We start from the raw sequence: 13,396 nt of genomic DNA on the forward strand, positions 1-13,396 counted from the left end.
CTGAAATCTTGAGTCAAGAGGCGGGTGGAATTACCAAACTAATTGGTCTAGATCACTTTCCTTAACGTCTTTTAATTTCTGTTTTTGATTTGTGCCAATATCAAAACTCCAAAGCGACCATTCATCTGTAGTAGAGGGTGCAATCAGCAAATGAACCTGGAAAGGTCCAACCTGTTTTATATTCTCTATCCAAGAAACCTCCTTGTCATTAATCGCTTGAATATTTTCGCTCCTACGCCATATTATTAACTCCGAACCTCCAAGTATACACCATTCTTCGTTGTCGCTAATTAATCCAATAGACGGATCACCATACATGTCACCAAGATATATGTCTTTATTTGACCGCTTGTCAATTAGATAGCCACACTCAAACTCATGTCCTATGATATACTTACTGCTTTCAGCAAGTATTTTAAAATTGGGATTGGACATGTTCATGTGGTATCAAAGTTTAGGGTTAGGCAGTTTGCCCCAGCGCTTTCTTTATCCTGTCCTCCGCTTCTTTAACCACTTCTTCAACCGTGCCGGTTGATGGCTCAATAGGTTCTAATACTTCGAAGGTAATTGGGGTGAAGGTATTCAACGGATAAAAGCCATATTGGATCATCTGCCACGCATTATTTATAGCTATGGGGACGATCAAGGCGTTAGGACATTTTTTAAGTATGATAGCAATGCCGCCCGCCTGAAAAGGTTTAACAACGCCGGTTTTTGAGCGGGTACCTTCGGGGAATATTACGCACGACCAGTTGTTCTCTTTCATGCGCGTGCCAAGTTTACCCATTTCCATTAGCGACTGACGCGGATCTTTACGGTCAATGTTAGCGCCGCCGCCATATTTTAGGTTGAAAGATATGGACGGTATGCCTTTGGTCAATTCAATTTTTGAAATAAACTTAGCGTGATATTTGCGCAGATACCAGATAAGTGGTGGTATATCAAACAAACTTTGATGGTTTGACATGAATATCATCGGCCTATCGGTAGGCAGGTTTTGTTTGTTGATGAATGTTGTGCTATTACCCAATAGATAGGGGGTTTTGGTTAAACCCAGGTCAAGCACATCAACCCAAAACTTGTGCGCTTTATAGCCAAAAAGGCGGTAAGCTATCCATTGTATAGGATGGAATATGAGCAGTAATAAAACAAATACTACTATGGCAATTGGTGATAATATGTAGCCGAAAAACTTTTTCATGCGGTAAACTAGTGCGCCATAAAATTAGGAATAATTTGATAATTAGTTTGAATAGCCAAGCGCGCTCAATGCTTTGCTTGTCCTAAATTAGGTTTACAGGGTGCGCCATTTTGGTGCGCCACTTTCAAATTGAAAAATGCCAATAAAATATTAAAGTATTGATAGTCAAATATTTATATATTATGACAGGGTGCGCCGCATTGCGCCGCTTTTTTGCGTAAAATCCTATAAATCAATATTTTATGAAATTTAGCTGCGCCACTTGCGCCACTTTTAAAGTGGCGCACCCTCTTTAATTTTCACCTAACGTGGTAAGCGGTTTTCAAGCATTAATAATTTAACTTTTAACACGCCTGCTACGGTCATGGAGTCGGTTATCCGGCCATCGCAAACCATGCGATAAACCTCGTCAAACGGAACCTTGCGTATTTGTAGTTGTTCGGTATCCTCAGGTTCGGCTTCAAATTGTTGTAAGCCCGTGGCGAGGTAAATAATGCTTAGCTCGTCGCTTACCGAATTACTGAGGTGCATGCGTTGGATCTCGATCCACTGACTGGCTTTGAGGCCTGTTTCTTCCAACAGTTCCCGCTTCGCGGAAGTAAGGGGTTCGTCATCAAGTGGGCCGCCGCCTTCGGGAATCTCCCAGCTGTATTCGTTCAGCACAAAACGGTATTGCCCCACCAGGTAGGTGTTCATGTCCTCATCTAAAGGTATTACACCAATGGCCCGGTTCTTAAAATGTACCTTACCATAAATGCCCGGGTTGCCGGATGGATTGATCACCTGGTATTCGGTAACATTTATCCATGGGTTATCATAAATGTCTTTTTTTTCGGTAACCTGCCATGGGTTTTCTTCGGGATGCTGCATGCGTTAGTGTGCTTTTAAACTGCCTTGCACGCTGCCTGCTTTGCCGCCATAAGGGCTTTTGGCAGATGCTGTTTTGCCTAACCAATACTTACCATCTGCACTTAATTTGTAAATAGCAACCGGGCTGGCGTCAAGCATTTTTAAGGTCTCAAAAAAATCGAAAGATAAGGACGAAAAGCTTTGCTTCTGCGCCGCAATATTGCCACCCTGGCTCACTCCACGACAATCACGCATCAGCTTATCTAAATGGCTAAACCATTGGCTATGCTGGCTATCGGTCATGGAGTTTACCGGTATTGTTTTCAAATCCCATATCATGCCCTGCGATTTTTCGGTAGCCAGGTCGGGTTTGTTGGCTGCCAATGCTTTCTGCATTTCAAAATAGTTGGTTATCACGTTTTTTAATGCCAGGCTCATACCACGGTCGGCTTTGGCAGTGCTAAATGCCGATAATACCAGCATTAAACAACAAGCAGCTTTGATCAATTTCATATATAAAGGGGTATAAAATACAAAGGGCGATGGTTAACCATCGCCCTAAAGTAAAAAAATCTGATTAAAAAATTGTTATTGTTATATTCCGAAGGATGCTTTCACCTGGTCAACATAGTCTAGTTTTTCCCAGGTAAATAATTCAACCTCCTTAGTAATTACCGAACCATCATGGTGGGTAAAGCTTTTAGTAACGGTAGTGCTTGGTTTGCCAAAGTGGCCATAAGCGGCAGTTTCGCTGTATATAGGGTTACGCAGTTTAAAGCGTGTTTCGATAGCGTATGGGGTCATGTTAAATATGCCTTCTACTTTTTTAGCTATTTCGCCATCGTTCAAATTAACTTTAGCGGTACCGTAAGTGTTTACGTAGATACCCATTGGCTGTGCAACACCAATAGCGTATGATACCTGTACCAATACTTCGTTACAAACACCGGCAGCAACCAGGTTTTTAGCGATGTGACGGGTAGCATAAGCAGCCGAACGGTCAACTTTTGAAGGGTCTTTACCCGAGAAAGCACCACCACCGTGAGCACCTTTACCACCGTAAGTATCCACAATAATTTTACGACCGGTTAAGCCGGTATCGCCATGCGGGCCGCCGATAACAAATTTACCGGTTGGGTTAATGTGGTATTTAATTTCGCTGTTAAACAGGTGCGCGTATTTGGCATATTTAGCTTTAACACGTGGGATCAGGATGTTAATGATATCCTCGCTGATCTTGGCCAGCATCGCTTTCTCCTCATCAAAATCATCATGCTGAGTTGAGATAACGATAGCATCGATACGGGTTGGTGTATTGTTATCGTCATACTCCAACGTAACCTGCGATTTGGCATCCGGACGTAGATACTTGATCTCACTGTTTTCGCGACGGATAGCGGCAAGCTCAATTAATAAAGCGTGAGCCAGATCCAATGCCAATGGCATATAGTTATCAGTTTCAACAGTAGCGTAGCCAAACATCATACCCTGGTCGCCGGCGCCTTGCTCTTCTTTAGCCTTGCGGTCAACACCCTGATTAATATCCGGCGACTGCTCATGAATGGCCGAAAGCACACCGCATGAGTTTCCGTCAAACATATATTCGCCTTTGGTATAACCAATTTTGTTGATTACATCGCGGGCAATTTTTTGTACGTCTAAATAAGCTTTTGATTTTACTTCGCCGGCTAAAATAACCTGACCGGTAGTAACCAAGGTTTCGCAAGCCACCTTCGATTCAGGATCGTGCGCTAAAAAATTATCAATTAATGCATCCGATATCTGGTCGGCAACTTTATCCGGGTGTCCTTCTGATACAGACTCTGAAGTAAATAAATACGGCATGTGTTATAAATAAATAAAAGTAAAAAGGGAAGGAGGGCTTATTAAAGCAGTGTAAAGAAGTAAATATTAGCACTTTTTTACGTGGTTGCAATCCGGTTTGTATCCAAACCGGAGAAATCAGTCCACTTTCCGTGGGGCCAAAAATAAAACAATTTTTACAAAGCAGAAAATAGATTTACTTTTGGACGCTTAAAATACAGAGACTTGAAACGTAGCATATTATTTATCATAAATCCGATATCAGGCGGGAAGAAGAAGGACAACGTGCCTGAGGCGATAGAGCAGTATCTGGATGCTTCGTTATTTGACTATCACATAGCCTATACCGAACGTGCGGCCCATGCCCATCAACTGGCAACCGAAGCCATAGGTAAATATGATGTTATTGTTGCCGTGGGCGGCGATGGTACTATTAATGAAATAGCGTCGGCGCTGGTAGGCAGCCAGGCAACATTAGGCATAATCCCTTTTGGTTCGGGTAATGGCCTTTCGCGCTTTTTGGGTTTATCTATGGAGGTTGAAGGCGCTATTAAAATGCTTAACGACGGCCTGGTAGAATGTATTGATTCGGCAGATGCGGATGGCGGTGCATTTTTTAATATGGCCGGAATGGGTTTTGATGCGCATATTGCCGATGTATTCGCCAATCAAAAAACGCGTGGGTTTATCACCTATATTAAATCAACTTTAAAAGAGGTATTTAATTATAAGCCGCAAACGTATTGGCTGAATATCGACGGGGCCGAGCATGAATTTAAAGCATTTATGTTAAGCTTCGCTAATTCATCACAGTATGGTAACGATGCACATATATCACCGAGGGCTTCTGTTCAGGATGGGTTGATAGATGTTTGTGTAATAAAACCTTTCCCGGCCTGGCGTTTCCCGGAGATGGGGCTGCGGATGTTTTTAAAAACGACAGATAAGTCTAAATACGTTGAGATCATCTGCGGTAAGCATATCAAAATAAAACGTAATGCTCCTGGCCCCATGCACCTTGACGGCGAACCGATGACAGGCCCGGCCGAGGTTGAAATAAATATTAAACCAAACTCGTTAAAGGTAATTGTAGGCAAAACTTTTAAGAACGGCTAAGTATGTCAAAAAAACATAAAGACTTTTCGGGCATCATGTACTCTACCGATCCGGGCTTTCAACCACAGGATGACAACGCCGGCCAGGAGCAAAGCCTACCGCCACAACAGCAAAACCTGCGCATTTTTCTTGACCGTAAAGGCGGCGGCAAATTGGTTACGGCCATAGCGGGGTTTGCAGGTACACTGGCGGATATGGAAGCGCTGGGTAAAAAACTGAAATCAAAATGTGGTGTTGGAGGATCAGTAAAAGATGGCGAAATTTTGATACAGGGCGATTTTAGGGACAAGATATTAGCCATGCTAACTGCTGATGGTTATAAAGCCAAGAAGGCCGGTGGGTAAGGCCAAATCACAAAAAAAATCGATTTTTTCTAAATTTATTTTGCATCAACTAAAATATTAGTCGATATTGTATCGTTATGGTTTTAAAAATGGCGCGGCAATATTTGTTTTGAAATTTAAATTACTATTATTGCGCCACCAATTATACCAGCAAACGGTTACTAAATAATAAAATAATACCCGGTTTATATAAATAATCCGAAAAACATCTATCTTGCATATCGCTGTATTGGCCACATTGGCTAAAACAGCTAAAGTGTTATAGTTTAGCCGACATACGGCAGTAAGAAAAATGTCGGCGACTATTTTACGTTGAAATGGTTTAATTATAACAGTATAATTACATAAATTTTATAACCCATTGCTTGCTATTTAAAAAAATAATGGGTTTTATTGTAAAAAATTGTTCGAACATATATAGTTTTTGGCTTTGTAGCGTTAGTGTTATCCGGCCCGATATTATAGCAACAATTGAATGTTAAATAATTATTAAGGAATAATCGAAAGAGTTTTTTTATTTCACGAAAATTCTATTTTTGTTATCCGCTATTTAAAAAAGCACAATTAACTAACTAATAAAATAAACAAAAACTAAAATTTAAAAATTAAAGTAATGGCAAACGCACCAACAAAACCAACTGCTCCTGTTAAGAATGAAAAATCAAGCACGTCGAGCCTGTTTGCAACTTTGACTATTCCAATTTGTCTGGCAGTTGCAATTTTGATCTTCGTATTTATCTTGGGCGATCCAAGCCACTATAAAGGAGGCGATGTAGAAAACGGAGAGCCAATTGATATTTACGGAACTGTACACAAAGGCGGTGTATTGGTACCGTTGGTAATGTCATACGTATTAATGGTGATCGTATTCTCTATCGAAAGATTCATCGTTATCGGTAAAGCTTCAGGTACAAGCAACGTTGACCAATTTGTTAGAAAAGTACAAGGTTTCTTAAGCGCAGGTAACATCGATGCTGCTTCTGCTGAGTGCGACAAACAAAAAGGTTCTGTAGCTAACGTAATCAAAGCAGGTTTGAAAAAATACAAAGAAATGGAAGTTGACGCTACTTTAGACGTTGACCAAAAAACTTTGGCTATCCAAAAAGACATCGAAGAAGCTACTGCTTTAGAGATGCCAATGTTAGAGCAAAACTTAACTATCATCGCTACATTGGTAGCTATCGGTACATTATCTGGTCTGTTAGGTACGGTAATCGGTATGATCAAGGCCTTCGCCGAGTTATCTGGTGCTGCTACTAATACTTCAGCGTTATCAGCTGCGATCTCTGAAGCACTTGTAAACACTGCAATGGGTATTGCTACTTCAGCTATCTCAATTGTAATGTACAACGTGTTTACTTCAAAAATCGACGGTTTAACTTACGCTATTGACGAAACTGGTTTCAGCATCGTACAAACGTTTGCTGCGTCACATAAAAACAAATAAATTTTAGTGTTAATCTCAGGGCCTTGCCAGGAGCAGTGGCCCTGAGTTAATTAAATCATTATTAACACTATATTTAAATAAACACTATGTCTAGAGCAAAAGTTACAAGAAAGAGTACAGCAATTGACATGACCGCCATGTGCGACGTGGCGTTCCTTTTGCTAACATTCTTTATATTATCGGCAAAGCCTAAAACTCAGGACCCTGTACGTGCAGATATTCCCGGGTCTTCTGCTAAAATTGTTCTCCCTGATAATGATTTTGCGATCATTACCATAGGCGAAGGCAAAGTTTTCTTTAGTGTGCAAGGGGCTGACCTGCGTGCGCAAACCCTGAAACAAATGGGTGAGAAATACAGCGTTGCTTTTACACCCGAAGAAACCAAGGTATTTGCTTCAACAGAAAGTTTCGGCGTTCCGTTCGAGCAGTTAAAACAGTTCCTGAACATGGATAACGCTCAGCGTACTGAATTTAAGCAACCTGGTGTACCGGTAGATACCACTGATAATAACCAGTTTTTTAATTGGGTGAGAGAGGCGCGTATTGCTGCCAAATTTTTACACAATGCCGAACTAGGGGTTGCTATTAAAGGTGATTCCAGAGAAGAATATCCTACTATTGATAAAGTGATCAATACTTTACAAAAGCAAGAAGTTAACAAATTTAGTTTAATCACAACGCTGAAAACAGCGGCTAAATAAAAAAACAATGGCAGAATTAGATACCTCCGGCGGGGGTAAGAAAAAGGGTGGCAAGGTTAGAAGTAAAAAAGCTTCAACCCGCGTGGACTTAACAGCCATGGTGGATCTTGCGTTCCTTTTGATTACCTTCTTCATCTTGACAACTACATTGCAAAAACCAAAAGCAATGGATTTGACCATGCCGGATAAAGATAAAAACAATGAAGATGCACAATTAGACGTTGCTGCATCAAGAACCATGACCCTTTTGTTAGGTTCAGACAATCAACTGGAATGGTATGTAGGCGAGCCGGGTAAATCCGCGCCAACCAAAGATACCTACGGTAAAAATGGTTTACGTAAAACCTTGATGGAAAAAAGCAAGGAAATTAAAGAAACCACCGGTAAAGAGATGATTGTACTTATTAAACCTAGCGACAAGTCAAATTACAATAACGTAGTTACTGTAATGGACGAGTTGAACATCATCAACAACCAAATACGTGCAATTGTTAAAATTACGCCAGGAGAAGTTGATTTGTTAAAACGCGACGGTTTATATAATTAATAAAGAAATTAAACGTTAAAAAATTAAATCTTCAAACAATGTTGGGATCTAAATTAGATATTTTAAAGCCAGAATGGATCGACGTTGTTTTTAACGGCCGTAACAAAAATTATGGTGCGTACGAATTAAGAAAAACAAATCCAAGAAACACTAACCGTGCTCTTTTATTTGGCATCATCGTATTCGTATTCGTTATTTCGTTAAAAACCATCATCAACAAACTGGAAGGCTTTATTCCAAAAGCTGAGCCGAAGGTGAAAATTACCGACATTACGTTGGCCCCACCTCCGCCAGACCCGAAAAAAGTTCCACCTCCGCCACCACCAGAGCCACCTAAACCAAAAGTGGACCAGGTTAAATTCCCTCCTCCGGTTGTAAAACCAGATAACGAGGTTGTAGAGGAACCACCTACTCAGAAAGAGTTGGAAGTTGCCGACCCGGGCCAAAAAACCCAGAAAGGTGACCCGACTGCCGAGATCAGGATTGATGAGCCGGTAGGTAACTCGGACGTTAAGCAGGTTACTGAGGATGACAATAAAATTTTCTCGGCGGTAGAAGTACAGCCAAGCTTCCCAGGAGGTATTGAGAAATTTTACAAATACGTAAGTAATGCTGTAAAATATCCGGCAATTGATAAAGAGAATAACATTACAGGTAAAGTATACGTGTCTTTCGTAGTGGAGAAAGATGGTAGCTTAACAGACGTTAAAGCACTGCGTGGCCCAAGCCAGACTTTGCAGGACGAAGCTGTAAGGGTACTAAAAGCTTCACCAAGATGGAGCCCAGGTCAGCAAAATGCTCGTCCGGTACGTGTACAGTATACCATACCTCTGGCCTTTACCTTAGGTGAAGAAGAATAGGTTTCGGTAATGTCATTTAGAACGAATGAAAGTCAAAAATCGCCCAAAAGGCGGTTTTTGCTTATTTTAGGCGGGATAACATTTATATGTGTATTTGCCATGGGGGTAGCGATCCTGGTGTGGGACAAGATGTTACCACAGTTAGAAGGTTACTACCGCATAGCGTTTGGTGTATTGGTTATTTTGTACGCCATTTTACGTTTCTCGCGAATATTGAAGAAAGAAAATGTTGAAGAATAAGTCCGGTGGATTTTTGATAATAGCTGCATTAATGCTTGCTTTAACTGCCTGCGAGCAAAAAAAGGAAGCCAAAGTGCAGGCTGAAACATTAGCATCGGGGACAGCTAAAATAGCGGTTGACGAATCGTTTGAGCCGATAATTAGCGAGGAAGCTTACATATTTACGCAGCTAAACGCTGCTGCAAAACCTGTGTTTACTTACAAAAGTGAAAACGCGGTTTTGAAACAATTGCTGAATGACAGCGTTAGAGTTGCGATACTATCGCGCGAATTGGATAGCAACGAAGTAAAACTTTTAAAGTCGCGCACATTGCCTCCCCAGATCAGCCGTTTTGCGGTAGACGCGGTGGCTTTGATCGTTAACGAAGCATCGGCCGATACGCTGATCACAGTTGGCGAGTTAAAAAAAATGCTTAACGGGCAGACTAAAACGGGTACAAACATCGTTTTTGATAATCCAAACTCTAGCTTAATAAGGTATTTAAAAGAGTTTTCGGGCAATAAGGATTTCAAACAGAAAAACATTTATGCCCTACGAACAAATAAGGATGTTATTAAATACGTTAGCGAGCATCCACAATCAATTGGTATAACCGGCTTTGCATGGCTTAATGATCCGGATGCGGATTATGCCCAGGCGGTTAAAAAGGTTAAAATAGTTGGGGTTAAAGATGAGGCTGCGAAAGACGCTCAATACTTTAAACCATCGCAAACTACTTTAGTCTTAAAACAGTACCCTTTAATACGGGGATTATATGTTGTGAACAGCACAGGGAAGATGGGAGTAGGCACTGGGTTTTCGTACTTTTTAGTAAGCGAACGTGGCCAGCGAATAATCTTAAGATCGGGCTTATTGCCTGATTCTATCCCGGCTCGGGACATTAATATCAAGCGTACATTTTAAACAAACATACACTAAAAATAATAACACAAAAGATGAAAATGATCAGTAAAATAGCTAAGGCGACTTTAGGGCTGGTATTGATAGGGTCATCGGTTTTTGCGCAGAGCCTGGCTGATGCAAAGAAAGCTATTGATGCGGAACAATATCAGAAGGCGAAGGGCATGCTTAAAAATTTGACAGCTACCCAGCCAACCAACGATGAGAACTTTTTCCAGCTAGGCTGGGTATACCTGTTGCAGGACTATGTTGACTCGGCTAAAACCAGCTTTACCAAAGGTGTGGCTGCTAACCCAAAATCGGCATTAAACTATGTTGGTTTAGGTGTAGTTGCCCATTTAAGTAAAGATGAAGCCGGTGCTACTTCAAACTTTAACACGGCTATTGCTAATACAGGTAAAAAAGATAGCAAGCCATACCTGTACATTGGTAAAGGTTATTTAATTGGTGCGGTTGATGGCAAATGGCCTGCAGCCAGCGCAAACACCGCTATTGATGCCTTAAACAAAGGTAAAGCGGCTAACCCTAAGGATGCCGAGATATTATTGGAGATTGGTAATGCTTACCGCTCGCAAATTAAAAGCAGCGAGGCCTACACTAACTATGCAGCGTCACTGGCACTTGAGCCAAAATCAGCGGCAGCGCATACTGCACAAGGTGTGTTGATCACTTATGCTGAAAACTATGAAGAAGCTGAGAAACAATTTCAGGAAGCGATTGCTATCGATCCAAACTATGGCCCGGCTTACCGTGCCTGGGGTGAGGCAAACCTACGTTTGGCATTGTCAAATATGAAAGTAGCTTCTGTTAAAGTAAAAGAGGGTGTTGACCATTATAAAAAATACCTGAGCTTAACCGACGAGTCGAACGAGTCGTTAATGCGTTATGCCGACTTTTTGATCAACGGTGGTGATTGGACTACTTTGCAAGAAGTTGCTACCAAGCTTTCAAAATCAGCAGGTAGTAATGCGAGAGCTTACCGCTATTTAGCTTATGCTGCCTATGAAAATAAGGACTATCCGGCAGCTACTGCCGCTATCAATAGCTGGTTCCAGAAAGCAGACGCTAAACGTATTTTACCACGCGACTACTTATACAAAGGTCGTATTGAAATTGCAAGCAAACAGGATTCATTGGGTATCAATTCATTGAAAAAAGCTGCAGAGTTAGACTCAACGCAGGCAGATGTTTATGCCGAGATCGCGAAATCATTATACGCAGGTAAAAAGTATACACAAGCTGCTGATGCTTACGCTAAGTATGTACAAAACTCACGTTCATCAACATTGAATGATCGTTTGACAATGGGTAGAAGCTACTACTTTGGTTTCGTAATTGAAGAGGCAGCTAAATTAAAAGCTAACCCGGCTTACAAACAAGATTCAACGTTGTTAACTAAAGCTGATTCGGCATTTAGCTACGTGCAGCAAAAAATAGGTGCAAACCTTGTTGCCGCTGTACCACTACAACGTGCACGTGTTGCCGAGCTACGTGATATAGACCGTAATAACATTAAAGGTTTGGCTAAGCCGTTTTATGAAAAAGTAGTTGAGTTATTGGCTCCTAAAACCGGTAGCTTATCTGACTATGATAAAAACGGATTAATAGAGGCTTATAACTATTTAGGCAATTACAGCGCATTTGCTTTAAAGGATGAAGCAAAAGCTGATGAATATTTCAATAAAACGAAAGCGATAGATCCTGCCGATAAGCAGGCGGCTTACTACTTCTCGCAAAAAGCGACTAAGAAGAGTAAGTAAATATTATGATACTGTAAAAAAGGCCTCAATTGAGGCCTTTTTTATTTATACACCATTTGTATATTTGCACCCATGGAAGTTTCAAGTTTACCAATCAACTATCTACCTATCATATTTCAAATGCTGGTGGCATTAGGTTTTGTTTTTACAACCATGTTTGTAACGCACAAAATTGGCCCCAAGCGTGTAACCGCAGATAAATTAACTCCGTTTGAATCGGGTATTGAGGTTGTTGGTAACGCGCGTACTCCTATCTCTATTAAATACTTCCTGGTAGCTATACTGTTTGTATTGTTTGATGTAGAGGTGATCTTTATGTACCCCTGGGCCGTAAACTTTAAAGATCTGGGCGCTTCGGGTATGTACGAGATGTTTATTTTTATGGCTACACTACTGGCCGGTTTCATCTACGTTATAAAAAAGAAAGCTCTTGAATGGGACTAAGTTTAGATTGATTCTAAATACAGGTTTCCATCAATATAGTGTGCTCAAAACACGGTTATTTATCTAAATTTGCGCTTTCAAATACAGGTTTGGATAGGTATTTGTTTTAATATATCTCATGAGTGATATTCAGATTGTTGGCGCTCCAGCCGGAGTAGAAGGCGCAGGATTTTTCGCTACATCGCTTGATAAAGCGGTTGGTTTGGCCCGCGCAAATTCATTATGGCCATTACCCTTTGCTACTTCATGTTGCGGTATCGAGTTTATGGCTACCATGGCCTCGCATTATGACCTTTCGCGTTTTGGTGCCGAACGTTTAAGCTTTTCGCCACGCCAGGCAGATTTGCTGATGGTTATGGGTACTATCGCCAAAAAAATGGCCCCTGTGCTACGCCAGGTTTACCTGCAAATGGCCGAGCCACGCTGGGTTATTGCGGTTGGTGCCTGTGCATCAAGCGGTGGTATATTTGACACCTATTCGGTACTACAGGGTATTGACGAGATCATCCCGGTTGACGTTTACGTACCGGGTTGCCCGCCGCGTCCTGAAGCTATCATTGATGGCTTTATGAACATCCAGGAGTTAGTTAAAACAGAATCAGTACGCAGACGCGATACCCCTGAGTATCAAAAACTGCTGGCATCATACGGTATACAGTAATGGGTAAAATAACTAACGAAGAACTTTTACAAGCCATTAACGCGCAATTTAGCGATGTTACCGTGGTTGGTGAGCCTTTTGGTTTATTGACCATTGAGGTTGCCGATACGCAGATCATTGATGTATTGTCGTTCCTGAAAAACTCAGCTACGCTACAATTCATCTATTTAACAGACATCACTGCGGTTCACTACCCTGAAACCGAAAAAACCATCGCTGTTGTTTACCATGTACACAGTTTAGTTAATAACATCCGCATACGTATCAAGGTATTTATTGATGGCGATAACTGCCACATACCTACCGCGACCAACTTATGGAATGGTGCTAACTGGATGGAGCGCGAAACCTATGACCTTTTCGGGGTGATATTTGACGGCCACCCTGATCTGCGCAGGATATTAAATGTTGACGACATGACCGCCTTCCCGATGCGTAAAGAATTCCCGCTGGAAGACCCGAACCGTGTTGATAAGAAAGACTACTTTTTTGGACGATAGT

Annotated in this window: 17 protein-coding genes; 12 read left to right on the plus strand and 5 right to left on the minus strand. The window is 41.4% G+C overall.

Translation table 11 applies throughout. From position 1 onward, the window contains the following. Nucleotides 1-30: 30 nt before the first annotated feature. From AC59JT_RS00640 to metK, 5 genes are all read right to left on the minus strand, one after another. The gene (locus tag AC59JT_RS00640) at nt 31-441 is read right to left on the minus strand and encodes a hypothetical protein (RefSeq protein WP_497395076.1); all 411 of its coding nucleotides are present in this window, start codon (nt 439-441) and stop codon (nt 31-33) included. A gap of 19 nt (nt 442-460) precedes the next feature. Then, nucleotides 461-1,201, minus strand: coding sequence for a lysophospholipid acyltransferase family protein (locus tag AC59JT_RS00645; protein ID WP_497395078.1), 741 nt, complete (start codon nt 1,199-1,201; stop codon nt 461-463). Nucleotides 1,202-1,504: 303 nt separating this feature from the next. Next, the gene (locus AC59JT_RS00650; protein ID WP_497395080.1) at nt 1,505-2,071 is read right to left on the minus strand and encodes an NUDIX domain-containing protein; all 567 of its coding nucleotides are present in this window, start codon (nt 2,069-2,071) and stop codon (nt 1,505-1,507) included. Between the two features lie 3 nt (nt 2,072-2,074). Then, nucleotides 2,075-2,563, minus strand: coding sequence for a DUF3347 domain-containing protein (locus AC59JT_RS00655; protein WP_497395082.1), 489 nt, complete (start codon nt 2,561-2,563; stop codon nt 2,075-2,077). 81 nt (nt 2,564-2,644) lie between these two features. Further along, nucleotides 2,645-3,895 carry a methionine adenosyltransferase gene (metK, locus tag AC59JT_RS00660; RefSeq protein ID WP_497395084.1) on the minus strand — a complete coding sequence of 417 codons (1,251 nt, stop codon included), beginning with the start codon at nt 3,893-3,895 and terminating at the stop codon, nt 2,645-2,647. 204 nt (nt 3,896-4,099) lie between these two features. On the opposite strand from metK, the gene AC59JT_RS00665 reads away from it, so the two are divergent. From AC59JT_RS00665 to AC59JT_RS00720, 12 genes are all read left to right on the plus strand, one after another. Next, nucleotides 4,100-4,990, plus strand: coding sequence for a diacylglycerol/lipid kinase family protein (locus AC59JT_RS00665; protein ID WP_497395086.1), 891 nt, complete (start codon nt 4,100-4,102; stop codon nt 4,988-4,990). Nucleotides 4,991-4,992: 2 nt separating this feature from the next. Beyond that, entirely contained in the window at nt 4,993-5,334 is a 342-nt protein-coding gene (locus tag AC59JT_RS00670; RefSeq protein WP_497395088.1) for a translation initiation factor, read from the plus strand. A 613-nt stretch (nt 5,335-5,947) separates the two neighbouring features. After that, the gene (locus AC59JT_RS00675) at nt 5,948-6,781 is read left to right on the plus strand and encodes a MotA/TolQ/ExbB proton channel family protein (protein WP_497395090.1); all 834 of its coding nucleotides are present in this window, start codon (nt 5,948-5,950) and stop codon (nt 6,779-6,781) included. 86 nt (nt 6,782-6,867) lie between these two features. Further along, on the plus strand, nt 6,868-7,482 hold the full coding sequence (locus AC59JT_RS00680) for a biopolymer transporter ExbD (RefSeq protein ID WP_497395092.1): 615 nt from the start codon (nt 6,868-6,870) through the stop codon (nt 7,480-7,482). A gap of 7 nt (nt 7,483-7,489) precedes the next feature. Further along, nucleotides 7,490-8,029, plus strand: coding sequence for an ExbD/TolR family protein (locus AC59JT_RS00685; protein WP_497395094.1), 540 nt, complete (start codon nt 7,490-7,492; stop codon nt 8,027-8,029). Between the two features lie 38 nt (nt 8,030-8,067). After that, a complete protein-coding gene (locus AC59JT_RS00690) occupies nt 8,068-8,889 on the plus strand; it encodes an energy transducer TonB (RefSeq protein ID WP_497395096.1) in 822 nt (273 codons plus the stop codon). 99 nt (nt 8,890-8,988) lie between these two features. Further along, nucleotides 8,989-9,129: a hypothetical protein gene (locus AC59JT_RS00695; protein WP_497395098.1), complete on the plus strand. Its 141-nt coding sequence runs from the start codon at nt 8,989-8,991 to the stop codon at nt 9,127-9,129. A gap of 31 nt (nt 9,130-9,160) precedes the next feature. After that, nucleotides 9,161-10,033 carry a PstS family phosphate ABC transporter substrate-binding protein gene (locus AC59JT_RS00700; RefSeq protein ID WP_497395100.1) on the plus strand — a complete coding sequence of 291 codons (873 nt, stop codon included), beginning with the start codon at nt 9,161-9,163 and terminating at the stop codon, nt 10,031-10,033. A gap of 32 nt (nt 10,034-10,065) precedes the next feature. Continuing rightward, on the plus strand, nt 10,066-11,790 hold the full coding sequence (locus AC59JT_RS00705) for a tetratricopeptide repeat protein (RefSeq protein ID WP_497395102.1): 1,725 nt from the start codon (nt 10,066-10,068) through the stop codon (nt 11,788-11,790). A 72-nt stretch (nt 11,791-11,862) separates the two neighbouring features. After that, complete coding sequence (locus AC59JT_RS00710) at nt 11,863-12,234, plus strand: NADH-quinone oxidoreductase subunit A (RefSeq protein ID WP_497395104.1); 372 nt, start codon at nt 11,863-11,865, stop codon at nt 12,232-12,234. Between the two features lie 118 nt (nt 12,235-12,352). Further along, complete coding sequence (locus tag AC59JT_RS00715) at nt 12,353-12,895, plus strand: NADH-quinone oxidoreductase subunit B (protein ID WP_497395106.1); 543 nt, start codon at nt 12,353-12,355, stop codon at nt 12,893-12,895. Beyond that, nucleotides 12,895-13,395: an NADH-quinone oxidoreductase subunit C gene (locus tag AC59JT_RS00720; RefSeq protein WP_497395108.1), complete on the plus strand. Its 501-nt coding sequence runs from the start codon at nt 12,895-12,897 to the stop codon at nt 13,393-13,395. Before AC59JT_RS00715 ends, AC59JT_RS00720 begins: the two co-directional genes overlap by 1 nt. Nucleotide 13,396: the final 1 nt, after the last annotated feature.

Source organism: Mucilaginibacter sp. A3364, assembly GCF_059690715.1.

Excerpts from the sequence above, each read along its gene's own strand:
- AC59JT_RS00640 (WP_497395076.1), bottom strand. The coding sequence starts at position 441 with ATGAACATGTCCAATCCCAATTTTAAAATACTTGCTGAAAGCAGTAAG.
- AC59JT_RS00645 (WP_497395078.1), bottom strand. The coding sequence starts at position 1,201 with ATGAAAAAGTTTTTCGGCTACATATTATCACCAATTGCCATAGTAGTA.
- AC59JT_RS00650 (WP_497395080.1), bottom strand. The coding sequence starts at position 2,071 with ATGCAGCATCCCGAAGAAAACCCATGGCAGGTTACCGAAAAAAAAGAC.
- AC59JT_RS00655 (WP_497395082.1), bottom strand. The coding sequence starts at position 2,563 with ATGAAATTGATCAAAGCTGCTTGTTGTTTAATGCTGGTATTATCGGCA.
- metK (WP_497395084.1), bottom strand. The coding sequence starts at position 3,895 with ATGCCGTATTTATTTACTTCAGAGTCTGTATCAGAAGGACACCCGGAT.
- AC59JT_RS00670 (WP_497395088.1), top strand. The coding sequence starts at position 4,993 with ATGTCAAAAAAACATAAAGACTTTTCGGGCATCATGTACTCTACCGAT.
- AC59JT_RS00675 (WP_497395090.1), top strand. The coding sequence starts at position 5,948 with ATGGCAAACGCACCAACAAAACCAACTGCTCCTGTTAAGAATGAAAAA.
- AC59JT_RS00680 (WP_497395092.1), top strand. The coding sequence starts at position 6,868 with ATGTCTAGAGCAAAAGTTACAAGAAAGAGTACAGCAATTGACATGACC.
- AC59JT_RS00685 (WP_497395094.1), top strand. The coding sequence starts at position 7,490 with ATGGCAGAATTAGATACCTCCGGCGGGGGTAAGAAAAAGGGTGGCAAG.
- AC59JT_RS00690 (WP_497395096.1), top strand. The coding sequence starts at position 8,068 with ATGTTGGGATCTAAATTAGATATTTTAAAGCCAGAATGGATCGACGTT.
- AC59JT_RS00695 (WP_497395098.1), top strand. The coding sequence starts at position 8,989 with ATGGGGGTAGCGATCCTGGTGTGGGACAAGATGTTACCACAGTTAGAA.
- AC59JT_RS00700 (WP_497395100.1), top strand. The coding sequence starts at position 9,161 with ATGCTTGCTTTAACTGCCTGCGAGCAAAAAAAGGAAGCCAAAGTGCAG.
- AC59JT_RS00705 (WP_497395102.1), top strand. The coding sequence starts at position 10,066 with ATGAAAATGATCAGTAAAATAGCTAAGGCGACTTTAGGGCTGGTATTG.
- AC59JT_RS00710 (WP_497395104.1), top strand. The coding sequence starts at position 11,863 with ATGGAAGTTTCAAGTTTACCAATCAACTATCTACCTATCATATTTCAA.
- AC59JT_RS00715 (WP_497395106.1), top strand. The coding sequence starts at position 12,353 with ATGAGTGATATTCAGATTGTTGGCGCTCCAGCCGGAGTAGAAGGCGCA.
- AC59JT_RS00720 (WP_497395108.1), top strand. The coding sequence starts at position 12,895 with ATGGGTAAAATAACTAACGAAGAACTTTTACAAGCCATTAACGCGCAA.